The organism is Acidovorax sp. GW823-FHT05D11 (assembly GCF_058795695.1).
Genome location: NZ_CM179502.1, coordinates 1,184,073 through 1,205,884 on the forward strand (window position 1 = coordinate 1,184,073; position 21,812 = coordinate 1,205,884).

Here is a 21,812-nt window from a genome sequence, read left to right on the forward strand (position 1 = left end):
CTCGCCACAGGGCGTATGTGGACGCTCTTGCCGGGATTGATTTGTCCCCGGCATCTCCAGCATGCACAATAGCTTTGGCGACGAAGCATCGCGTCGTCGTAAAAATACCTTTTTTTATGTCCCTTACTGCCCAAGAAGTCGCTATTGACTTAGGTGACCGCAGCTATCGCATTGCGATTGGCGGTGGCCTATTGAGTAGTGCCACCACTTATGATGGCCTGCCGCGCGCCGGTGCCGCATTGATTGTGAGCAATACAACGGTCGCCCCGCTCTACATGGCGGCACTGAGGGCCGCGCTGTCGGAGCGCTACCCGCAGGTTCATGAGGTACGGTTGCCGGATGGCGAAGCACACAAGGACTGGCAGACCCTGCAGAAGATTTTTGATGTGCTGCTGGAGCGCGGCTGCGACCGCAAGACGGTCCTGTTTGCGCTCGGTGGTGGTGTAGTGGGTGATATGACCGGCTTCGCCGCTGCGAGCTACATGCGTGGTGTGCCATTCGTGCAGGTGCCGACCACGTTACTGGCGCAGGTGGATTCATCCGTGGGGGGCAAAACGGCGATCAACCATCCGCAAGGCAAGAACATGATCGGCGCGTTTTATCAGCCTCAGCTGGTGGTGTGCGATCTGGATGTGCTCGACACGCTGCCTCCGCGCGAACTCAGCGCGGGTCTGGCGGAAGTAATCAAGTATGGACCGATCGCGGACATGGCTTTCATGGAATGGCTTGAAGCCCATATCGATGCCCTGCTGGCGCGCGACCGCGCTGCGCTGGTCCACGCCGTGCGTCGCAGTTGTGAGATAAAGGCATGGGTGGTGGGGCAGGACGAACGTGAATCGGGCTTGCGTGCCATTCTGAATTTTGGCCACACCTTTGGACATGCGATCGAAGCCGGAATGGGATATGGCGCTTGGTTGCATGGTGAAGGTGTGGGAGCCGGTATGGTGATGGCAGCTGAGCTGTCGCATCGCCTGGGTCTTGTGGATGCGGCCTTTGTGCAGCGACTCACGGTGCTGATCGCCCGCGCTGGGCTGCCCACCCAAGGACCAGTGCTTGATTCAAACGACAACGCGGGACGCTACCTGGAGCTGATGCGCGTGGACAAGAAATCGGAAGCAGGCGAAATTCGTTTTGTCGTCATCGATGGTCCCGGCCGAGCTGCCCTGCGTTCCGCGCCCGACCGTCTGGTGCGTGACGTGATCGATGCCTGCTGCAAGTGATACAAACGCGATGCAATTGCAATGCCGATTGCTGCTATTTTTTTGTAGCTAGAAATGCTCGATAAAGACGGAGCGCTGGCCCCCAATTGGGGGCGCAACTCGGATCTCCGCCCCTATGCCTGCGACCCCGCAGTGAGCCGTGGGCGGCGCTATCCTGAGGCAGCTGCGCCTACGCGGACGGAGTACCAGAGGGATCGGGATCGAATTGTTCACTCCACAGCGTTTCGGCGGCTGGTCTATAAGACGCAGGTGTTTCTGAATCACGAAGGAGATCTGTTTCGCACCCGGTTGACCCACTCCCTGGAGGTCGCCCAGTTGGGGCGTTCCATCGCACGGTCCCTGCGCATCAATGAAGATCTGGTGGAGGCCATTTCGTTGGCGCACGATCTGGGCCACACGCCCTTCGGGCATGCTGGCCAGGACGCGCTGCATGGCTGCATGGCCGAGCACGGGGGCTTCGAGCACAACCTGCAGAGCTTGCGCGTGGTGGACAAGCTGGAGGAGCGCTATCCACAGTATGACGGGCTGAATCTCACGTTCGAAACGCGGGAAGGGATTCTCAAGCATTGTTCCCGGCAGCACGCCCGGCAGCTGGAAGACGAAGAACCCGATGGCGTCGGTGCGAGGTTCTTGCGCCACGAACAGCCGAGCCTGGAGGCACAGCTGTGCAATCTGGCAGACGAGATCGCCTACAACGCGCACGATATCGACGACGGTGTGCGCTCGGGGCTGATCACGCTGGACCAGTTGCAGGATGTGCCATTGTTCGACGAGTACCGGGCTGCTGCCGAGTCGGAGCATCCGGACCTTGCCCAGCTGCCACGCCAGCGGCGCCTGCTGTACGAGGCCATACGGCGCATGCTCAGCGCGCAGGTCTATGACGTGATCGACACCACGCGGACGGCGCTTGCACGGCATGGCCCGGCCAGCGTCGATGGAGTTCGCCAAGCCCCCGCGCTGGTGATGTTCAGTGATGGCATGCGGGAGCGCTCCCAGGTTCTCAAGCGGTTTCTTTTCAAGAATCTGTACCGCCATCCGCGTGTGATGGAGACCACGGGCCGCGCGCAGGAAGTGGTTCGCGACTTGTTCGCGGCTTACACGGTGTCGCCGCAAGAGATGAAGGCAGCTTTCGCGGAGCAGGCCTCGGCAGACCAGGGCCCGTTGAGGGCACGGGCGGTGGCGGATTTCATTGCGGGCATGACCGACCGATTTGCGGCGCGCGAACATGAGCGCCTTACTGGGCGGCGACTTCTCGACTGAGGGCTGCGCGCGGCTGTGCGCATGTGGGGCGTGTCGTTGCAGGCGGAGGCTGTCGCCGGAGGCAATGGCGCCCGGTAAAATCCGCAGGCACTTCATTGCGCTTCGCGCGCCTCCCCATGACTTCATTCCCTTCCACGGCTACGGTGGGCTCCGAGGAGCCTGCCGCATTGTTCATTCGCGACACGGTCCAGTGGCTCGAGCGGGCGGTGATCGGCCTCAACCTGTGCCCCTTTGCAAAGGGCGTTCACGTGAAGGGGCAGATTCACTACGCGGTAGCGCTGACTGGGGATCTGGCAACGATTCTGGAGGTACTGCGCAGTGAACTTGCCGCCCTGGCGGCTATTCCTTCCGAGGTGCGAGACACCACGCTGCTGATCCTTCCCCATTGCCTCCATGATTTCCTGGATTTCAACGACTTCCTGGAAGAGGCGGAGGCCGTGCTGGAAGAAGTGGGCATGGAAGGCACGCTGCAGATCGCCAGCTTTCACCCGCAGTTCCAGTTTGCGGGTACGCGGGAGGACGATGTGACCAACTGCACCAACCGCTCACCCTATCCCACGTTGCACCTGCTGCGCGAAGAGAGCATCGACCGCGCTGTCGAGGTGTTCCCCGAGGCGGAAACGATCTTCGAGCGGAACATCGAGGTTTTGCAAGAACTAGGCATGTCGGGTTGGGCCGCTCTGAGCGTAGGGCCTGGGGCCTCCCTGCCGGCGCCGCCAGCGGTAAAAGACACGGAGCGAGGACCATGGCAATGACGAAAGCCGCGAAAGAGAAAGCTGCCCGCACCCATTCCCAGGCGCCGAACTCCTCGGGTAGTGGTGCTGACGCTAAGGCCAAGGCTGCCCCGACCGGGGAACTGTCCGAGCTGCGGCCAGGCCAATCCGTGGAATTGCTCAAGGAACTGCACATCCTCACGCGCGATGGGCGCCTCAATCAGGACTCGCGGCGCAAGCTCAAGCAGGTGTACCACCTGTTCAACTTCATCGAACCACTGCTCGCAGAGCTGTCCACCACCAGCCAGGGGCCCACGCTCGCAGACCATGGCGCGGGCAAGTCGTACCTGGGCTTCATCCTGTATGACCTGTATTTCAAGGCGCTCGGGCGTGGCCATATCTACGGCGTGGAGACGCGCGCCGAGCTCGTGGAAAAGTCGCGTGTGCTGGCGCACAAGCTGGGCTTTCAGCGCATGTCGTTCCTGAATGTGTCCGTGGCGGAATCCACTGGCGCAGATGAATTGCCAGCCCACATCGACGTGGTCACCGCCCTGCATGCCTGTGACACGGCCACCGACGATGCCATCGCCTTCGGCCTGCAGAAAAACGCCCGGGCCATGGTGCTGGTGCCTTGCTGCCAGGCCGAAATGGCCGCCTGCCTGCGCCGGGGCAAGGCCCTGCAGCTGGCGCGCACGCCACTGGCCGAGCTCTGGCGCCATCCGCTGCACACCCGCGAGCTGGGAAGCCAGGTCACCAATGTGCTGCGCTGCCTGTACCTGGAGGCCAGTGGCTACCAGGTCACGGTGACGGAGTTGGTGGGCTGGGAGCACAGCATGAAGAACGAGCTCATCATTGCCCGGTACACAGGCCAGAAAAAGCGCAGCGCCTCGGATCGGCTGCGCGCCATTCTGGAAGAGTTCGGGCTCGACAGGACGCTGGGGGCGCGTTTTGGATTGAAGCCGCAGGCTGGCGATACGCCAGTGGCTGCGGATGCAGTGCCACACTAGCCTCGCACCGCACGCAGGGCTCCGCCTGGACGGGATAATCGGGGACGGATTTATGATCGCCCCCCATCCTTGCTCCCATCGACATCCATGGCCCGCCTGCCACGCCTGACCTTGCCCGGTCATCTGCACCACGTCATCCAGCGTGGAAACAACCGCCAAAGCATCTTCATCGACCACGAAGACTTCGAGAGCATGCTATTGCTGCTGGCGGACAACGCTCAGAAATACGGGGTGGCTGTGCATGCCTATGTGCTGATGGACAACCACTTCCATCTGCTGGCAACTCCCACCACCGTCGATGGCTTGCCGCAGATGATGCAGGCGGTGGGGCGGCGCTATGTGCAGTATTTCAACCGTCGCCATGCCCGCACCGGTACGTTGTGGGAGGGGCGCTACCGCTCCACGGTGCTGCAGCCTGAGCGGTACCTGCTTCCGTGCATGGTCTACCTCGATCTGAACCCCGTGCGCACGGGGCAGGTGGTGCAGGCCTGCGACTACGTGTGGTCCAGCCACGCCCATTGGCTGGGCCTGCGCCACGACCGCCTGCTCACGCCCCATGCCCTGTACTGGGCGCTGGGCAACACGCCGTTTGCGCGCGAGGCGGCGTACGCCGCACTGGTTCAGGCGGGCATCGGATCGCAAGAGCAGGCCGCGCTGACGTCATCCGTGCTCAGCGGCTGGGCGCTGGGCGACCCCGGCTTTGTGCAAGAGTTGCAAAAACACACTCCGCGTCGGGTGACCCGGGGACAGGCGGGACGGCCGGCGCTTCACAAAAAATCTGAATGATTCGTGGCCATGCATAAGGCCGCATCGGGTCTATGGCTACCAAAAATTATGTGTCCCCAATAAAAATGATGAGCTGATCTGTAGCTATTGATTAAGAATCTGACCCTAATTAATGTGCTTGCCAAAAGATGTTGCAATGCACTAATCTTCCACTCCCTGCGAAAAATATGAGGAGTGCGCCATGACCACGGCTGCCGAGATCCAGCATCTGCAACAACACGGTTTGTATTCATCGGGTAACGAACACGACGCCTGCGGGCTCGGCTTCGTGGCCCACATCAAGGGTGAAAAGCGCCACGACATCGTGACGCAGGCCCTGAAGATCCTGGAGAACATCGACCACCGCGGGGCGGTGGGTGCCGACAAGCTTATGGGTGACGGTGCCGGCATCCTGATCCAGATTCCCGACGCGCTGTACCGCGAAGAAATGGCGAAGCTGGGCGTCACGCTGCCCGCCGCCGGTGAATACGGCGTGGGCATGATCTTCCTGCCCAAGGAGCATGCCTCGCGCCTGGCTTGCGAGCAGGAGATGGAGCGCGCCATCAGGGCCGAAGGCCAGGTGCTGCTCGGCTGGCGCGATGTGCCGGTGAACCGCGACATGCCCATGTCGCCCACCGTGCGCAAGAAGGAGCCCATCCTGCGCCAGGTGTTCATCGGCCGTGGCAACGATGTGATCGTGCAGGACGCGCTGGAGCGCAAGCTGTACGTGATCCGCAAGACCGCCAGCGCCAACATCCAGGCGCTGAAGCTCAAGCACAGCAAAGAGTACTACGTGCCGAGCATGTCCAGCCGCACCGTGGTCTACAAGGGCCTGCTGCTGGCCGACCAGGTGGGCACCTACTACCTGGATCTGCAGGACGAGCGCTGCATCTCGGCCGTGGGCCTGGTGCACCAGCGTTTTTCCACCAACACATTCCCCGAGTGGCCCCTGGCCCACCCGTACCGCTACGTGGCGCACAACGGTGAAATCAACACCGTCAAGGGCAACTACAACTGGATGAAGGCGCGCGAAGGCGTGATGGCCTCGCCCGTGCTCGCGGCCGACCTGCAAAAGCTCTATCCCATCAGCTTCGCTGACCAGTCCGACACCGCCACGTTCGACAACTGCCTGGAGCTGCTGACCATGGCCGGCTATCCCATCAGCCAGGCCGTGATGATGATGATCCCAGAGCCCTGGGAGCAGCACACCACCATGGACGAGCGCCGCCGCGCCTTCTATGAATACCACGCCGCCATGCTCGAGCCCTGGGACGGCCCGGCGTCCATCGTGTTCACCGACGGCCGTCAGATCGGCGCCACGCTGGACCGCAACGGCCTGCGCCCCTCGCGCTACTGCATCACCGATGACGACCTGGTCATCATGGGCTCGGAATCCGGCGTGCTGCCCATCCCCGAGAACAAGATCGTGCGCAAGTGGCGCCTTCAGCCCGGCAAGATGTTCCTGATCGACCTGGAACAGGGTCGCATGATCGACGACGACGAACTGAAAGCCAACATCGTCAACACCAAGCCCTACAAGCAGTGGATCGAGAACCTGCGCATCAAGCTCGACAGCGTGGGCACCGACACCGCGTCCACCCCTGAGGCCGCACCCTTGCCGCTGCTCGACCGTCAGCAGGCCTTCGGTTACACCCAGGAAGACATCAAGTTCCTGATGGCGCCTATGGCCAGGAACGGCGAAGAAGGCATCGGCTCCATGGGCAACGACAGCCCGCTGGCCGTGCTCTCGGGCAAGAACAAGCCGCTGTACAACTACTTCAAGCAGCTGTTCGCGCAGGTGACCAACCCGCCCATCGACCCGATCCGCGAAGCCATCGTGATGTCGCTCAACAGCTTCATCGGCCCCAAGCCCAACCTGCTGGACATCAACCAGGTCAACCCACCGATGCGGCTCGAGGTGAGCCAGCCCGTGCTCGACTTTGCCGACATGGCCAAGCTGCGCGACATCGAAAAATACACGCAAGGCAAGTTCAAGAGCGCGACCATCGACATCACCTACCCCCTGGACTGGGGCCGTGAAGGCGTGGAAGCCAAGCTCGCCTCGCTGTGCGCGCAGGCCGTGGACGCCATCAAGGGCGGCGCCAACATCCTGATCGTCAGCGACCGTGCCGTGAGCGCCACCCAGGTGGCCATCCCCGCGCTGCTGGCCCTGTCGGCCATCCACCAGCATCTGGTGGGCGCAGGCCTGCGCACCACGGCCGGCCTGGTGGTCGAGACCGGCACCGCGCGCGAAGTGCACCACTTCGCCGTGCTGGGCGGCTACGGCGCCGAGGCCGTGCACCCCTACCTGGCCATGGAAACCCTGGCCGACATGCACAAGGACCTCGCGGGCGACCTGTCGGCCGACAAGGCCATCTACAACTACGTCAAGGCCATCGGCAAGGGCCTGTCCAAGATCATGTCCAAGATGGGCGTGAGCACGTACATGAGCTACTGCGGTGCCCAGCTGTTCGAGGCCATCGGCCTGAACACGGAAACCGTGGGCAAGTACTTCACCGGCACCGCCAGCCGCGTGGAAGGCATCGGCGTCTTCGAGATCGCCGAGGAAGCCATCCGCATGCACAAGGCCGCCTTCGGTGACGACCCGGTGCTCGAGACCATGCTGGACGCCGGTGGCGAATATGCCTGGCGCGCCCGTGGCGAAGAGCACATGTGGAGCCCCGATGCGATCGCCAAGCTGCAGCACAGCACGCGCGCCAACAACTGGAACACGTACAAGGAATACGCCCAGATCATCAACGACCAGAGCAAGCGCCACATGACGCTGCGCGGCCTGTTCGAGTTCAAGATCGACCCTGCCAAGGCCATCCCCGTGGACGAGGTCGAGCCCGCCAAGGAGATCGTCAAGCGCTTCGCCACGGGCGCCATGTCCCTGGGCTCCATCTCCACCGAGGCGCATGCCACGCTGGCCGTGGCCATGAACCGCATCGGCGGCAAGAGCAACACCGGCGAGGGCGGCGAGGACGCCGCGCGCTACCGCAACGAACTCAAGGGCATCCCGATCAAGCAGGGCGATACGCTCAAGAGCGTGATCGGCGCCGAGAACGTCGAAGTCGACCTGCCCTTGCAGGATGGCGACTCCCTGCGCAGCCGCATCAAGCAGGTGGCTTCGGGCCGCTTCGGGGTCACGGCCGAATACCTGTCGTCGGCCGACCAGATCCAGATCAAGATGGCCCAGGGCGCCAAGCCCGGCGAAGGCGGCCAGCTGCCGGGCGGCAAGGTCTCCAACTACATCGGCAAGCTGCGCCACAGCGTGCCCGGCGTGGGCCTGATCTCGCCCCCGCCGCACCATGACATCTACTCCATCGAAGATCTGGCCCAGCTCATCCACGACCTGAAGAACGTGGCGCCGCACGCCAGCATCAGCACCAAGCTGGTGTCCGAAGTCGGCGTGGGCACCATCGCCGCGGGTGTGACCAAGTGCAAGAGTGACCACCTCGTGATCGCCGGCCATGACGGCGGCACGGGCGCATCGCCCTGGTCGTCCATCAAGCATGCTGGCGGCCCCTGGGAAATCGGCCTGGCCGAAACCCAGCAGACCCTGGTGCTTAACCGCCTGCGCGGCCGCGTGCGCGTGCAGGCCGACGGCCAGATGAAGACTGGCCGCGACGTCGCCATCGGCGCGCTGCTCGGTGCCGACGAGTTCGGTTTCGCCACGGCACCCCTGGTGGTCGAGGGCTGCATCATGATGCGCAAGTGCCACCTGAACACCTGCCCGGTGGGTGTGGCCACGCAGGACCCCGCGCTGCGCGCCAAGTTCTCGGGCAAGCCCGAGCACGTGGTCAACTACTTCTTCTTCATCGCCGAAGAAGTGCGCCAGATCATGGCCCAGCTGGGCATTCGCAAGTTCGACGACCTGATCGGCCGCACCGATCTGCTCGACATGCGCCAGGGACTGGAACACTGGAAGGCACGTGGCCTGGACTTCAGCCGCCTGTTCGCCCAGCCCAACGTGCCCGCCGATGTGCCGCGCTTCCACGTGGACGTGCAGGACCACAACATCGAGCACACACTGGACCGCAAGCTCATCGAGCGCAGCAAGCCCGCGATTGAAAAGGGCGAGCGCGTGCAATTCATCGAGGTGGCGCGCAACGTGAACCGCTCCGTGGGCGCCATGCTCTCCGGTGCCGTGACGCGCGTGCACCCCGAGGGCCTGCCGGACGACACCATCCGCATCCAGCTCGAAGGCACGGGCGGGCAGTCGTTCGGTGCGTTCCTCACGCGCGGCATCACGCTGTACCTGATCGGCGACGCCAACGACTACACGGGCAAGGGCCTGTCGGGCGGCCGCGTGATCGTGCGCCCCAGCATCGACTTCCGCGGCGACGCGGTGCGCAACACCATCGTGGGGAACACCGTGATGTACGGTGCCACCACGGGTGAAGCCTTCTTCAGCGGTGTGGCGGGCGAGCGCTTCGCGGTGCGCCTGTCGGGTGCCACGGCGGTGGTCGAAGGCACGGGCGACCACGGTTGCGAGTACATGACCGGCGGCACGGTGGTGGTGCTGGGCAAGACGGGCCGCAACTTCGCCGCGGGCATGAGCGGCGGTGTGGCATATGTCTATGACGAGGACGGCCAGTTCGACACGCGCTGCAACATGGCCATGGTCAGCCTGGAGCGCATCCTTCCGGCTGAAGAGCAGAAGGCCAGCGTGCCCCGCGCCATCTGGCACAACGGCCAGACCGACGAGGCGCAGCTCAAGAAGCTGCTGGAGGACCACAACCGCTGGACGGGCAGCAAGCGTGCGCGCGAGCTCCTGGACAACTGGGCGGCATCGCGCAGCAAGTTCGTCAAGGTCTTCCCGACCGAGTACAAGCGTGCGTTGGCTGAAATTTATGAACGAAAAGTGCTGGAGGAGTCCGCTACGCCAGCGGTAGCTGCTACCAAAAAAGAAGCGGTCCCCGCCAAGTAAGGCGATGCCGCAGAGACCAGCACAGCATTCATAGACAAGGACATCGTCATGGGAAAAACTACCGGCTTCATGGAATACGAGCGCATCGAAGAGGGCTACAAGCCCGTGCCCGAGCGCTTGAAGCACTACAAGGAATTCGTCATCGGCCTCGACGAGAGCCAGGCCAAGGTGCAGGGCGCGCGCTGCATGGACTGCGGCACGCCGTTCTGCAACAACGGCTGCCCGGTCAACAACATCATTCCGGACTTCAACGACCTGGTGTACCACCAGGACTGGAAGAGCGCGATCGAGGTGCTGCACAGCACCAACAACTTCCCCGAGTTCACCGGTCGCATCTGCCCGGCGCCTTGCGAGGCGGCCTGCGTGCTCAACGTGAACGACGACGCCGTGGGCATCAAGTCCATCGAGCACGCCATCATCGACCGGGCCTGGGACGAAGGCTGGGTGCAGGCGCGTCCTGCCAAGCACCAGACCGGCAAGAAGGTGGCCGTGGTGGGCTCGGGCCCAGCCGGCATGGCGGCCGCGCAGCAACTGGCGCGCGCTGGACACAGCGTCACGCTGTTCGAGAAGAATGACCGCGTGGGCGGCCTGCTGCGCTACGGCATCCCGGACTTCAAGATGGAGAAGTCGCACATCGACCGCCGCGTCAAGCAGCTCGAAGCCGAAGGCGTGGTCATTCGCACCAGCGTGTTCGTGGGCGCGCCCAAGGACGGCCTGGGCAAGGGCTCCAAGGTCACCAACTGGGCCAAGGAAACCGTCACGCCCGAGCAGCTCCACAAGGAGTTCGACGCCGTGCTGCTGACCGGCGGCGCCGAGCAGTCGCGCGACCTGCCCGTGCCGGGCCGCGACCTCGACGGCATCCACTTCGCCATGGAATTCCTGCCCCAGCAGAACAAGGTCAACGCGGGCGACAAGCTCAAGGGACAGCTGCGCGCCGACGGCAAGCACGTCATCGTGATCGGCGGCGGCGACACCGGCAGCGACTGCGTGGGCACGAGCAACCGCCACGGTGCGGCGAGCGTCACGCAGTTCGAGCTGATGCCCCAGCCCCCCGAAGAAGAAAACCGCCCCATGACCTGGCCCTACTGGCCGATCAAGCTGCGCACCAGCTCCAGCCATGAAGAGGGCTGCGAGCGCGAGTTCGCGATCTCCACCAAGGAGTTCATCGGCGACGGGAAAGACGGAAAGTCCGGCAAAGTCACCGGCCTCAAGACCGTGCGCGTCGAGTGGAAGGACGGCAAGATGGTCGAGGTGGCCGGCTCCGAGCAGATCCTCAAGGCGGACCTCGTGCTGCTGGCCATGGGCTTCGTGAGCCCCGTGGCTGCCGTGCTGGAGGCGTTTGGCGTGGACAAGGATGCCCGCGGCAACGCCCGCGCCACCACGGACTTCGATGGCGGCTACGCGACCAACGCGCCCAAGGTGTTTGCCGCCGGCGACATCCGCCGGGGCCAGTCGCTGGTGGTGTGGGCCATTCGTGAAGGCCGCCAGGCCGCCCGTGCCGTGGATGAGTTCCTGATGGGATATTCCGACCTGCCGCGCTGAGGCAGTGTCGCACTGCAACAACGGCGCCCTGGGGCGCCGTTTTTTTTCGCCCGAGGGAGCGGCAGCGCCACCGGCGCGGCCAGGACGCCCGTCGGTCAGGGCCTTGGAGCAGAGCGCAGCGGATGGCGGCCTTTATTGGCACAATCGGTGCCTGTCAATCGGTGCCTGTCAATCGGGGGTTGCCGCACGCGGGATAGCTCCCGTGGCCCCGCCGGCGGCGGCGTTGAAACGCAAACATACATGAATGTATGTTTCTTCGGCTACCATCGCCGCTGTGTGAGCGCAGCATGTTCCCATGCGTCGCGGCCGCCCGTTCTCCGGATTTCCGAACCCCTTCCATTGCATGCCTGAGTCTTCCTGCCTTGCCGAATTGCGCAATGTCACGTTCTCCTACGGTGACCGCGTCATCCTGCGCGACGTGACATTGGCGGTGCCCAGGGGCAAGGTGACGGCGCTGATGGGTGCCTCCGGAGGGGGCAAGACCACGGTGCTGCGCCTGATCGGCGGCCAGCAGTGCGCGCAGGCTGGCCAGGTGCTCCTGAATGGCGACGACGTGGGGCGCATGGACACCCACCAGCTCTATGCAGCGCGCCGCCGCATGGGCATGCTGTTCCAGTTCGGGGCGCTGTTCACGGATCTGAGCGTGTTCGAGAACGTGGCGTTCCCGCTGCGCGAGCACACCGACCTGTCCGAGGCGCTGATCCGGGACGTGGTGCTGATGAAGCTCCATGCCGTGGGCCTGCGCGGCGCGCGCGACCTGATGCCCAGCCAGATTTCCGGGGGCATGGCGCGGCGCGTGGCGCTGGCGCGTGCCATTGCGCTGGACCCCGAACTGGTGATGTATGACGAGCCGTTTGCGGGGCTGGACCCCATTTCCCTGGGGACGGCGGCGCAGCTGATCCGTCAGCTCAACGATGCCCTGGGCCTCACGAGCATCGTGGTCTCGCACGACCTGGAAGAGACCTTCCGGCTTGCGGACCATGTGATCATTCTGGGCGCGGGCGTGGTGGCCGCGCAGGGCACGCCCGACGAGGTGCGGGCGAGCGCCGACCCGCTGGTCCACCAGTTCGTGAACGCGCTGCCGACCGGGCCCGTGCCGTTTCACTACGCGGGCCCGACCGTGGAGCAGGACTTCGGTCCGTTCGGGGGGCGGGTGCTATGAGCTGGTACAAGCCGTCCGACGTGGGCTTCGCCGTGCGCCAGAAACTGTCTGATATCGGCATGGCCGCCCGCCTGTTCGCGCGGCTCCTGCAGCTGGTGGGCGCGGCCTTCATGCGGCCATCGCTGGTGCGCGACCAGATCCATTTTCTGGGCAACTACTCGCTGGCCATCATCGCGGTGTCGGGCCTGTTCGTGGGTTTTGTCCTGGGCCTGCAGGGCTACTACACGCTGCAGCGGTACGGGGCTTCCGAAGCCCTGGGGATGCTGGTGGCGCTGTCGCTGGTGCGTGAGCTCGGGCCCGTGGTGACGGCCCTGCTGTTCGCCGGCCGCGCGGGCACCTCGCTCACGGCCGAGATCGGCCTCATGCGCGCGGGTGAGCAGCTTTCCGCCATGGAGATGATGGCCGTGGACCCGGTGCGCCGCATCCTCGCGCCGCGGTTCTGGGCCGGTGTGATCACCATGCCCCTGCTGGCGGCGGTGTTCAGCGCCGTGGGGGTGGCTGGCGGGTGGATCGTGGGCGTGCTCATGATCGGCGTCGACCACGGGGCGTTCTGGAGCCAGATGCAGGGCGGCGTGGACGTCTGGCGCGATCTGGGCAACGGCGTGATCAAGAGCGTGGTCTTCGGCTTCACCGTCACGTTCGTGGCGCTGCTGCAGGGGTATGCCGCCAAGCCCACGCCCGAAGGCGTGGCGCGCGCCACTACCCGCACGGTGGTCATGGCGTCCCTGGCCGTGCTGGCGCTGGACTTCGTGCTCACGGCCCTGATGTTCAGTATCTGAGGCGGGCCCGAAAAGCCGCCGGAGTGGAGAAATCAAACAATGCAACCATCCAAAAACGATCTCTGGGTAGGGCTGTTCGTCATGCTCGGCACGGTGGCGCTGGTCTTCCTGGCGCTGCAGTCGGCCAACCTGCTGAGCCTGAACTTCCAGCCCGGCTACCGCATCACCGCGCGCTTTGACAACATTGGCGGCCTCAAGCCCCAGGCCGCGGTGCGCGGTGCCGGCGTGGTGGTGGGCCGTGTGGAGTCCATCACGTTCGACGACAAGACCTACCAGGCGCGGGTGACGCTGGCGATGGAAAACCGCTACGCTTTCCCCAAGGACAGCTCCCTCAAGATCCTCACCAGCGGCCTGCTGGGTGAACAGTACATCGGCATCGAGGCCGGTGCCGACGAGAAGAACCTGGTGGCGGGCGACATGGTCACCGCCACGCAGTCGGCCGTGGTCCTCGAGAACCTGATCGGACAATTCCTCTACAACAAGGCCGAAGACGGCAGCAACAGCAAGCCCGCAGGGGCAGGTGACAAGAAATGACGACGATGACCAAGCTTTCCCAACCCGCCGCCCGCGCCGCCGCGTGGCTGGCCTTTCTGCTGGGAGCGGCACTGCTCACGGGCTGCGCCACGGTGGCCAACCCGGACCCGCGCGACCCGCTGGAGTCCTACAACCGCAGCATGACCAACTTCAACGAGCAGGTCGATGCGATGGTGCTCAAGCCGGTGGCGATTGCCTACAAGGAAGCCACGCCCGCACCGGTGCGCACGGGCGTCAGCAACTTCTTCGCCAACGTGGGAGATGTGTGGTCGTTCGTGAACAACGTGCTGCAATTGCGGGCGGAAGCCGCCGCGTCCACCTTCATGCGCGTCAACGTGAACACCTTCATGGGCCTGGGCGGCGTGCTCGATATCGCCAGCGAACTGGGCATCGACCGCTACAAGCAGGATTTCGGCCTCACGCTGGGGTACTGGGGCATGGGCACGGGCCCGTACCTGGTGCTGCCGATCCTGGGCCCCTCCACCGTGCGCGACACGCTGGCCCTGCCCGTCGACTGGAAGGGCAATGCGGTGAGCTATGTGGACCCGGTATCGGCCCGCAATGCGCTGTATGCACTGCGTGCCGTGGATGTGCGCGCCAACCTGCTGCGCGCGGGGTCCGTGCTCGACAGCGCCGCCCTGGACAAGTACAGCTTCACCCGCGACGTGTTCCTGCAGGTGCGCAGCCAGCAGCAGGCGGGCACGGCGCAAAATGGCGATGACAAGGACGAGCGCAACGCCAATGATGGCGTGCTGCCCGAAGAGCCTCCGCGCTGAGGCGGTGGTGCAATCCGTGGCGGGCCATGCCCGGGGCAGGCGTGTTGCACTTGCTTGCAATCCGCAACCCGCGCGACGCACGGGGCCTGCGCTGGCCGCCCACAATGAATGAACGCCGGGTGCCACCGGCACCCGCAGCTCCCGAGAAAGTAGAAGACATCATGACGATGAACCGACGTACCCTGGGCCACATGGCCCTGTGCCTGACGGCCGTGGCCGCGCTGGGCGCCGCGCCCCTGGCCGCCCTGGCCGCGGATGAAGCTCCCGATGCGCTGATCAAGCGCCTGTCGGCCGATGTGCTCAGCACCGTGAAGGCGGACAAGGCCATCCAGAGCGGCGACCTGGCAAAGATCATCGCGCTGGTGGACAAGACCGTGATGCCCAACGTGAACTTCCGCCGCATGACCGCCGCGGCGGTGGGCCCCGGCTGGCGCCAGGCCACCCCCGAGCAGCAAAAGCGCCTGCAGGACGAGTTCAAGGTCCTGCTGGTGCGCACCTACGCGGGGGCGCTGGCGCAGGTGAACGACCAGACCATCCAGGTCAAGCCCCTGCGGGCCGCCCCGGAGGACAAGGACGTGCTGGTGCGCACCGAAATCGTCGGCCGTGGCGATCCGATCCAGCTGGACTACCGGCTGGAAAAAACCCCCGGCGACGGTGCGGGATGGAAAATCTACAACCTGAACGTGCTGGGCGTGTGGCTGGTGGAAACCTACCGCGGCCAGTTCGCGCAGGAGATCAACACCAAGGGCATCGACGGCCTGATCGAGACACTGGTGGCCCGCAACAAGAGCAATGCCGGCGCCAAGGGCTGAAATGGCACACCGGTTTCATGCGCCGCGGCCGGCGCGCGGCACCACGGGGCACTGACATGCTGGTATTGCCCGCCGAACTGACCCACCGCCAGGCCACGGTGTGCCTGCACATGCTGCTGCAGGGCCTGAAGGCGCACCGCGAGCCCTGCGTCATGGTGGATGCCCATGCGCTGGCGGTGTTTGACACGTCGGCGCTGGCGGTGCTGCTCGAATGCCGGCGCGAAGCGATCGACGATGGCAAGACCTTTGCCGTCCAAGGCCTGCCCGCCGCCCTGCGCAGCCTGGCGGGGCTGTATGGCGTGGGCACGCTGCTCGCGCCAGCGTCCTGACAGCGGCGGCAGGCCGGGCCGGCGACGGCCCAGGGGCCGTGCCAGACCCCGGTCGGCGTTCTTTGGTGCAAGGCCGTAAAATCAGGGGCTTCATGCCCGCAGTCTCATTCCAAGCCATCTCCAAGACCTTTGCCACGCCCAAAGGCCCTTTCCAGGCACTGAACCAGGTCAGCCTGGACATCGAGGAGGGCGAGTTCTTCGGGCTCCTGGGCCCCAACGGTGCCGGCAAGACCACCCTCATCAGCATTCTCGCGGGCCTGGCCCGTGCCAGCAGCGGCCGTGTGCTGGTGCAGGGCAGCGACGTGCAGGCCGACTTTGCCCAGGCGCGCCGCAAGCTGGGCGTTGTGCCGCAGGAGCTGGTGTTCGACCCTTTCTTCAACGTGCGCGAGTCGCTGCGCATCCAGTCCGGCTACTTCGGCGTGAAGAACAACGAAGCCTGGATCGACGAACTGCTGGAAAACCTGGGCCTGGCCGACAAGGCCACGGCCAACATGCGCCAGCTGTCGGGCGGCATGAAGCGCCGCGTGCTCGTGGCGCAGGCGCTGGTGCACAAGCCACCCATCATCGTGCTCGACGAGCCCACTGCGGGCGTGGACGTGGAGTTGCGCCAGACGCTCTGGCATTTCGTGGCGCGCCTGAACAAGGAAGGCCACACCGTGCTGCTGACCACGCACTATCTGGAAGAAGCCGAGGCCCTGTGTGGCCGCATCGCCATGCTCAAGTCGGGCCGCATCGTGGCCCTGAACCGCACGAGCGAGCTGCTGCAGGCGGCCTCCGGCAGCATCCTGCAGTTCAAGACCGATGCGGTCCTGCCGCCTTCGCTCAACGCGCTCGCCCGCGTCACGGGCCGCATCGTGCAGTTGCCCGCGCACGACGCGGCCGAGATCGAAAGCCATCTGGCCGCGCTGCGGGTGGCGGGCGTGGACGTGCATGACATGGAGATCCGCCGGCCCGACCTGGAAGACGTTTTCCTGCAGGTGATGTCGGGCACCTCGGCATCCAATATTCCTCTGGCGGGGGTGGAGGCCGCCGCAGCGCCGGGCCGCCCCAGGCAGGGCGCAGTCCCCTTGGGGGGCGGCGCGGAGACCGCAGTGCCGAGCGTGGGAGCACAACGATGACCGGCTGGCAGACCCTGTTCTACAAGGAGGTGCTGCGCTTCTGGAAGGTGAGCTTCCAGACCGTGGCCGCGCCCGTGCTCACGGCCGTGCTGTACCTGCTGATCTTCGGCCACGTGCTCGAAGACCATGTGAAGGTCTACGACCGCATCAGCTACACCGCCTTCCTGGTGCCGGGCCTCGTGATGATGAGCGTGCTGCAGAACGCCTTCGCCAACAGCTCGTCGAGCCTGATCCAGAGCAAGATCATGGGCAGCCTGGTGTTCGTGCTGCTCACGCCGCTGTCGCACTGGGCCTGGTTCCTGGCCTATGTGGGCTCGTCCATCGTGCGCGGGCTGGTGGTGGGGCTGGGGGTGTTCATCGTCACGCTGGCGTTCGCCCGGCCCGAGTTCGCCGCGCCGCTGTGGATTCTTGCGTTCGCCTTCCTGGGGGCGGCCTTGCTGGCCACGCTGGGGCTGATTGCCGGGCTGTGGGCCGACAAGTTCGACCAGCTCGCGGCGTTCCAGAACTTCGTGGTGGTGCCGATGACGTTCCTCTCGGGCGTGTTCTATTCCATCCAGTCGCTGCCGCCCTTCTGGCAGACCGTGAGCCACCTCAACCCGTTCTTCTACATGATCGACGGTTTCCGCTACGGCTTCTTTGGCCAGAGCGATACCTCGCCGTGGCTCAGTCTCTCCATCGTGGGCGTGGCCTGGCTGGCCGTGAGCGCCCTGGCGGTCCACCTGCTGCGCACCGGCTACAAAATTCGGAATTGACATGACCGCAGACCAACTCAAAGACATCATCGCCGCTGGCCTGGCCTGCGAGCACATCGCGCTCGAGGGTGACGGCCGCCACTGGTACGCCACCATCGTCTCGGCCGAGTTCGAGGGCCGGCGCGCCATCCAGCGGCACCAGCGCGTGTACGCCACGCTGGGCGCCAAAATGCACACCGACGAGGTGCATGCGCTGTCGATGAAGACCTTCACGCCCGCTGAATGGGCCGCGCAGCCCCGGTGATTGCTGGAATGCTCCTCTTTTAATAGCTGCCTGCGCTTGATGGAAAAGCGCTGGCGGCACTTTTTATTCATATTTCTGGTTTCGAGATGGACAAACTCCTGATCCGCGGCGGCCGCCGCCTGCATGGCGAGGTGCTGGTATCCGGCGCCAAGAACGCCGCCCTGCCGGAGTTGTGCGCCGCGCTGCTCACGGCCGAGCCAGTCACGCTGCTGAACGTGCCGCAGCTGCAGGACGTGAGCACCATGCTCACACTGATCCGCAACATGGGCGTGGCGGCCGCGCGTGCCGACGATGGCACGGTGCGCATCGATGCCAGCGGCCTGAACACGCCCGAGGCGCCGTACGAGCTGGTCAAGACCATGCGCGCCTCGGTGCTCGCCCTGGGCCCGCTGCTGGCGCGCTTCGGCGAGGCCACGGTGTCGCTGCCTGGCGGCTGCGCCATCGGCTCGCGCCCGGTGGACCAGCACATCAAGGGCCTGGCCGCCATGGGCGCCGACATCGTGGTCGAGCACGGCTACATGATCGCCAAGCTGCCCGCAGGCTGGACGCGACTGAAGGGCGCGCGCATCACCACCGACATGGTCACGGTGACGGGCACCGAGAACTTCCTCATGGCCGCCGCGCTGGCCGAGGGCGAGACCGTGCTGGAGAACGCCGCGCAGGAGCCCGAGATCTCCGACCTGGCCGAGATGCTGATCGCCATGGGCGCGAAGATCGAAGGCCACGGCACCAGCCGCATCCGCATCCAGGGCGTCGAGAAGCTGCACGGCTGCACCCACCGCGTGGTGGCCGACCGCATCGAGGCCGGCACCTTCCTGTGCGCCGTGGCCGCCACGGGCGGCGACGTGGTGCTGCGCCATGGCCGCGCCGACCACCTGGACGCCGTGATCGAGAAGCTGCGCGAGGCCGGTGTGCAGGTGCAGGCCGTCGACGGCGGCATCCGCGTGCAGAGCGCGGGCGGCGCCACGCTCAAGGCGCAGGGCTTTCGCACCACCGAGTACCCCGGCTTTCCCACCGACATGCAGGCGCAGTTCATGGCGCTCGACTGCATCGCGCAGGGCACGGCCACGGTGACCGAGACGATTTTTGAAAACCGCTTCATGCACGTCGACGAGCTGGTGCGCCTGGGTGCCAAGATCCAGACCGACGGCAAGGTCGCCATCATCGAGGGCGTGCCCCGCCTGTCGGGCGCCACCGTGATGGCCACCGACCTGCGCGCCTCGGCCAGCCTGGTCATCGCGGGCCTGGTGGCCGACGGCGAAACCATGGTGGACCGCATCTACCATCTGGACCGCGGCTACGACTGCATGGAAGCGAAATTGCGCGGCATCGGCGCGGACATTGAACGGATCACAGCATGAGCAGCAGCATGATTACCCTGGCGCTTTCCAAAGGCCGCATCTTCGACGAAACCCTGCCTTTGCTCGCCGCCGCCGGCATCGAGGTGCTGGAAGACCCCGAAAAGTCGCGCAAGCTGATCCTGCCCACCAACCAGCCCAACGTGCGCGTGGTGCTGGTGCGCGCGACCGACGTGCCTACCTATGTGCAGTACGGCGGCGCCGACATCGGCGTGACCGGCAAGGACACGCTCATCGAACACGGCGGCCAGGGCCTGTACCAGCCGCTGGACCTGCAGATCGCCAAGTGCCGCGTGAGCGTGGCCGTGCGCAACGATTTCGACTACGCCCGTGCCGTCAAGCAGGGTTCGCGCCTGAAGGTCGCCACCAAGTACACCAGCATCGCGCGCGACTTCTTCGCGACCAAGGGCGTGCACGTGGACATGATCAAGCTCTACGGCAGCATGGAACTCGCACCGCTCACCGGGCTGGCCGATGCCATCGTGGACCTGGTCTCCACCGGCAACACGCTCAAGGCCAACCACTTGGTGGAGGTCGAGCGCATCATGGACATCAGCTCGCACCTCGTGGTCAACCAGGCCGCGCTCAAGCTCAAGCAGGCGCCGCTGCGCCGCATCATCGATGCGTTCGCCGCGGCCATTCCTGCGGAAAAGAATTGACCCCCACCCACTGACTGACACTATGACTCTGGTAGCTGCTCCCGCCCGTCTGTCCACCGCTGCGGCCACTTTCGAGGCTGATTTCGCAGCCCGCCTGCACTGGTCGGCCGACACCGACGCGGCCATCGAGCAGCGCGTGGCCGACATCCTGGCCGACGTGCAAAAGCGCGGTGACGCCGCGGTGCTGGAGTACACCGCCCGTTTCGATGGCCTCTCGGCCCCCGATATGGCGGCGCTGGAGCTGACCCAGGCCGACTTCAAGGCCGCGTTCGACGCCATTCCAGAGGCCCAGCGCGACGCGCTGCAGGCTGCCGCCAAACGTGTGCGAAGCTACCACGAGGCGCAGAAAAAAGCCTCGGGCGAGAGCTGGAGCTACCGCGACGAGGACGGCACGCTGCTGGGCCAGAAGGTCACGCCGCTGGACCGCGTGGGCATCTACGTGCCCGGCGGCAAGGCCGCGTACCCGTCCAGCCTGCTGATGAACGCCATCCCGGCCCACGTGGCGGGGGTGCAGGAAATCATCATGGTCGTGCCCACACCGGTGCGCGGCAGCGTGGCCACCGGTGGAACGGGCGAGGGCACTTCGACGAAGGGCGAGCGCAACGAACTGGTGCTGGCCGCCGCCTACGTGGCGGGCGTCACGCGCGCCTTCACCATCGGCGGCGCGCAGGCCGTGGCCGCGCTGGCGTACGGCACCGAAACCGTGCCCAAGGTGGACAAGATCACCGGCCCTGGCAACGCCTACGTGGCCAGCGCCAAGAAGCGCGTGTTCGGCACCGTGGGCATCGACATGATCGCGGGCCCCAGCGAAATCCTGGTGCTGGCCGACGGCAGCACGCCGCCCGACTGGGTGGCGATGGACCTCTTCAGCCAGGCCGAACACGACGAGCTGGCCCAGAGCATCCTGCTGTGCCCCGACGCCGCCTACCTCGACGCCGTGCAGCGCGAGATCGACCGCCTTCTGCCCACCATGCCGCGCGCCGAGATCATCGCCAAGAGCCTCACCGGCCGGGGCGCGCTGATCCTCACCAAGGACATGGAAGAAGCCTGCGCCATCAGCAACCGCATCGCACCGGAACACCTGGAGGTGAGCAGCACCGACCCGCACCGCTGGGAGCCGCTGCTGCGCCACGCCGGGGCGATCTTCCTGGGGGCGTATACCTCCGAGAGCCTGGGCGACTACTGCGCGGGCCCCAACCACGTGCTGCCCACCAGCGGCACCGCACGCTTCTCGTCGCCCCTGGGCGTGTACGACTTCCAGAAGCGCAGCAGCCTCATCGAGGTGAGCGAGGCCGGTGCCCAGGTGCTGGGCACCATCGCCGCCGAGCTGGCCTACGGCGAGGGCCTGCAGGCCCACGCGCAAGCCGCAGAGATGCGGCTGACGACGTCCCTCAAGCCGCGCTGATCGCACCCCGTGGCAGGGTGCCTGGCGCGGGTGCCGTCGCCTTGGGCTGAGAGGCTGCAGCGGGGGCGGGCGGGCAGGCGGCCCCTGCCACGGACCGGTGCTTCGCCCAGTTCAGGCGGGCGGGCCGGTGGCCTTCGGCGCTCACGCGCAGCCGCACGGGCCCGGTGAACGACAGGCGCTGGCCGGCCTCCAGGAAATAGTCTTCCAGCAGGCCGTCGCAGGTCACCCACACGCGGCCTTGTTCCACTTCGAGCAGGGCCATGTCGCCCGCACGGAAGTCCAGCACCTGGACGGCCTGCAGCGGCGGCAGCGGCTGGCGCTTCCATTGCAGGGTGAGCGGGACCGCTGGCTGGGTCGGCAGAGCGGGCGACGGGAGGGTGGGGGTGTGCAGCGAGTTCATGCCTTCACTGTGCGGCCACCCGCCGTGCGCCGCCAGCCACAGGC

General features: G+C 65.6%; 20 protein-coding genes. 19 read left to right on the plus strand and 1 reads right to left on the minus strand.

Features of this window, described 5'->3' with window-relative positions; all coding sequences use genetic code 11:
- Nucleotides 1-116 precede the first annotated feature (116 nt).
- The 19 genes from aroB to hisD all read left to right on the plus strand — a co-directional run bounded on the left by aroB (nucleotide 117) and on the right by hisD (nucleotide 21,368).
- Nucleotides 117-1,220: a 3-dehydroquinate synthase gene (gene aroB, locus AC3RCE_RS05380; RefSeq protein ID WP_218293424.1), complete on the plus strand. Its 1,104-nt coding sequence runs from the start codon at nucleotides 117-119 to the stop codon at nucleotides 1,218-1,220.
- A 54-nt stretch (nucleotides 1,221-1,274) separates the two neighbouring features.
- Nucleotides 1,275-2,480 carry a deoxyguanosinetriphosphate triphosphohydrolase gene (locus tag AC3RCE_RS05385; protein WP_492254684.1) on the plus strand — a complete coding sequence of 402 codons (1,206 nt, stop codon included), beginning with the start codon at nucleotides 1,275-1,277 and terminating at the stop codon, nucleotides 2,478-2,480.
- A 116-nt stretch (nucleotides 2,481-2,596) separates the two neighbouring features.
- Nucleotides 2,597-3,235, plus strand: a complete 639-nt coding sequence (locus AC3RCE_RS05390) for a DUF1415 domain-containing protein (RefSeq protein ID WP_492254685.1) — start codon at nucleotides 2,597-2,599, stop codon at nucleotides 3,233-3,235.
- Entirely contained in the window at nucleotides 3,232-4,200 is a 969-nt protein-coding gene (locus AC3RCE_RS05395) for a class I SAM-dependent methyltransferase (RefSeq protein WP_492255359.1), read from the plus strand. Before AC3RCE_RS05390 ends, AC3RCE_RS05395 begins: the two co-directional genes overlap by 4 nt.
- An 87-nt stretch (nucleotides 4,201-4,287) precedes the next feature.
- On the plus strand, nucleotides 4,288-4,986 hold the full coding sequence (locus tag AC3RCE_RS05400; protein WP_218340339.1) for a transposase: 699 nt from the start codon (nucleotides 4,288-4,290) through the stop codon (nucleotides 4,984-4,986).
- Between the two features lie 181 nt (nucleotides 4,987-5,167).
- On the plus strand, nucleotides 5,168-9,898 hold the full coding sequence (locus AC3RCE_RS05405) for a glutamate synthase-related protein (protein ID WP_492254686.1): 4,731 nt from the start codon (nucleotides 5,168-5,170) through the stop codon (nucleotides 9,896-9,898).
- A gap of 48 nt (nucleotides 9,899-9,946) precedes the next feature.
- Nucleotides 9,947-11,440: a glutamate synthase subunit beta gene (locus tag AC3RCE_RS05410; RefSeq protein ID WP_218293429.1), complete on the plus strand. Its 1,494-nt coding sequence runs from the start codon at nucleotides 9,947-9,949 to the stop codon at nucleotides 11,438-11,440.
- 343 nt (nucleotides 11,441-11,783) lie between these two features.
- A complete protein-coding gene (locus AC3RCE_RS05415; RefSeq protein WP_492254687.1) occupies nucleotides 11,784-12,602 on the plus strand; it encodes an ABC transporter ATP-binding protein in 819 nt (272 codons plus the stop codon).
- A complete protein-coding gene (gene mlaE, locus AC3RCE_RS05420) occupies nucleotides 12,599-13,381 on the plus strand; it encodes a lipid asymmetry maintenance ABC transporter permease subunit MlaE (RefSeq protein ID WP_218340336.1) in 783 nt (260 codons plus the stop codon). Before AC3RCE_RS05415 ends, mlaE begins: the two co-directional genes overlap by 4 nt.
- A 39-nt stretch (nucleotides 13,382-13,420) precedes the next feature.
- Nucleotides 13,421-13,915: an outer membrane lipid asymmetry maintenance protein MlaD gene (mlaD, locus tag AC3RCE_RS05425; RefSeq protein ID WP_218293432.1), complete on the plus strand. Its 495-nt coding sequence runs from the start codon at nucleotides 13,421-13,423 to the stop codon at nucleotides 13,913-13,915.
- A gap of 5 nt (nucleotides 13,916-13,920) precedes the next feature.
- Complete coding sequence (locus AC3RCE_RS05430) at nucleotides 13,921-14,691, plus strand: MlaA family lipoprotein (protein ID WP_370627806.1); 771 nt, start codon at nucleotides 13,921-13,923, stop codon at nucleotides 14,689-14,691.
- A 161-nt stretch (nucleotides 14,692-14,852) separates the two neighbouring features.
- Nucleotides 14,853-15,503 carry an MlaC/ttg2D family ABC transporter substrate-binding protein gene (locus tag AC3RCE_RS05435; RefSeq protein ID WP_492254688.1) on the plus strand — a complete coding sequence of 217 codons (651 nt, stop codon included), beginning with the start codon at nucleotides 14,853-14,855 and terminating at the stop codon, nucleotides 15,501-15,503.
- Between the two features lie 56 nt (nucleotides 15,504-15,559).
- Nucleotides 15,560-15,832: an STAS domain-containing protein gene (locus tag AC3RCE_RS05440; protein WP_218293435.1), complete on the plus strand. Its 273-nt coding sequence runs from the start codon at nucleotides 15,560-15,562 to the stop codon at nucleotides 15,830-15,832.
- A gap of 92 nt (nucleotides 15,833-15,924) precedes the next feature.
- Nucleotides 15,925-16,950, plus strand: a complete 1,026-nt coding sequence (locus AC3RCE_RS05445; protein WP_218293436.1) for an ABC transporter ATP-binding protein — start codon at nucleotides 15,925-15,927, stop codon at nucleotides 16,948-16,950.
- Nucleotides 16,947-17,702, plus strand: a complete 756-nt coding sequence (locus AC3RCE_RS05450; RefSeq protein WP_218293437.1) for an ABC transporter permease — start codon at nucleotides 16,947-16,949, stop codon at nucleotides 17,700-17,702. The genes AC3RCE_RS05445 and AC3RCE_RS05450 overlap by 4 nt, the downstream gene beginning before the upstream one ends.
- A 1-nt stretch (nucleotide 17,703) precedes the next feature.
- Nucleotides 17,704-17,946, plus strand: a complete 243-nt coding sequence (locus tag AC3RCE_RS05455) for a BolA family protein (RefSeq protein WP_218293438.1) — start codon at nucleotides 17,704-17,706, stop codon at nucleotides 17,944-17,946.
- An 86-nt stretch (nucleotides 17,947-18,032) separates the two neighbouring features.
- Nucleotides 18,033-19,307, plus strand: a complete 1,275-nt coding sequence (gene murA / locus AC3RCE_RS05460) for a UDP-N-acetylglucosamine 1-carboxyvinyltransferase (RefSeq protein ID WP_218293439.1) — start codon at nucleotides 18,033-18,035, stop codon at nucleotides 19,305-19,307.
- Complete coding sequence (gene hisG / locus AC3RCE_RS05465) at nucleotides 19,304-19,963, plus strand: ATP phosphoribosyltransferase (protein WP_492254689.1); 660 nt, start codon at nucleotides 19,304-19,306, stop codon at nucleotides 19,961-19,963. The genes murA and hisG overlap by 4 nt, the downstream gene beginning before the upstream one ends.
- 22 nt (nucleotides 19,964-19,985) lie before the next feature.
- On the plus strand, nucleotides 19,986-21,368 hold the full coding sequence (gene hisD, locus AC3RCE_RS05470; protein ID WP_492254690.1) for a histidinol dehydrogenase: 1,383 nt from the start codon (nucleotides 19,986-19,988) through the stop codon (nucleotides 21,366-21,368).
- Here hisD and AC3RCE_RS05475 read toward each other — a convergent pair.
- Nucleotides 21,355-21,768, minus strand: coding sequence for a DUF2917 domain-containing protein (locus AC3RCE_RS05475; protein ID WP_218293441.1), 414 nt, complete (start codon nucleotides 21,766-21,768; stop codon nucleotides 21,355-21,357). The genes hisD and AC3RCE_RS05475 overlap by 14 nt on opposite strands.
- Between the last annotated feature and the right edge of the window lie 44 nt (nucleotides 21,769-21,812).

Coding starts and splice junctions, on each gene's coding strand:
- AC3RCE_RS05400 (WP_218340339.1), top strand. CDS start 4,288: ATGGCCCGCCTGCCACGCCTGACCTTGCCCGGTCATCTGCACCACGTC.
- AC3RCE_RS05430 (WP_370627806.1), top strand. CDS start 13,921: ATGACCAAGCTTTCCCAACCCGCCGCCCGCGCCGCCGCGTGGCTGGCC.
- murA (WP_218293439.1), top strand. CDS start 18,033: ATGGACAAACTCCTGATCCGCGGCGGCCGCCGCCTGCATGGCGAGGTG.
- mlaE (WP_218340336.1), top strand. CDS start 12,599: ATGAGCTGGTACAAGCCGTCCGACGTGGGCTTCGCCGTGCGCCAGAAA.
- AC3RCE_RS05455 (WP_218293438.1), top strand. CDS start 17,704: ATGACCGCAGACCAACTCAAAGACATCATCGCCGCTGGCCTGGCCTGC.
- AC3RCE_RS05385 (WP_492254684.1), top strand. CDS start 1,275: ATGCTCGATAAAGACGGAGCGCTGGCCCCCAATTGGGGGCGCAACTCG.
- hisG (WP_492254689.1), top strand. CDS start 19,304: ATGAGCAGCAGCATGATTACCCTGGCGCTTTCCAAAGGCCGCATCTTC.
- mlaD (WP_218293432.1), top strand. CDS start 13,421: ATGCAACCATCCAAAAACGATCTCTGGGTAGGGCTGTTCGTCATGCTC.
- AC3RCE_RS05405 (WP_492254686.1), top strand. CDS start 5,168: ATGACCACGGCTGCCGAGATCCAGCATCTGCAACAACACGGTTTGTAT.
- AC3RCE_RS05450 (WP_218293437.1), top strand. CDS start 16,947: ATGACCGGCTGGCAGACCCTGTTCTACAAGGAGGTGCTGCGCTTCTGG.
- AC3RCE_RS05445 (WP_218293436.1), top strand. CDS start 15,925: ATGCCCGCAGTCTCATTCCAAGCCATCTCCAAGACCTTTGCCACGCCC.
- AC3RCE_RS05390 (WP_492254685.1), top strand. CDS start 2,597: ATGACTTCATTCCCTTCCACGGCTACGGTGGGCTCCGAGGAGCCTGCC.
- AC3RCE_RS05435 (WP_492254688.1), top strand. CDS start 14,853: ATGACGATGAACCGACGTACCCTGGGCCACATGGCCCTGTGCCTGACG.
- AC3RCE_RS05395 (WP_492255359.1), top strand. CDS start 3,232: ATGACGAAAGCCGCGAAAGAGAAAGCTGCCCGCACCCATTCCCAGGCG.
- AC3RCE_RS05440 (WP_218293435.1), top strand. CDS start 15,560: ATGCTGGTATTGCCCGCCGAACTGACCCACCGCCAGGCCACGGTGTGC.
- AC3RCE_RS05410 (WP_218293429.1), top strand. CDS start 9,947: ATGGGAAAAACTACCGGCTTCATGGAATACGAGCGCATCGAAGAGGGC.
- hisD (WP_492254690.1), top strand. CDS start 19,986: ATGACTCTGGTAGCTGCTCCCGCCCGTCTGTCCACCGCTGCGGCCACT.
- aroB (WP_218293424.1), top strand. CDS start 117: ATGTCCCTTACTGCCCAAGAAGTCGCTATTGACTTAGGTGACCGCAGC.
- AC3RCE_RS05475 (WP_218293441.1), bottom strand. CDS start 21,768: ATGAACTCGCTGCACACCCCCACCCTCCCGTCGCCCGCTCTGCCGACC.
- AC3RCE_RS05415 (WP_492254687.1), top strand. CDS start 11,784: ATGCCTGAGTCTTCCTGCCTTGCCGAATTGCGCAATGTCACGTTCTCC.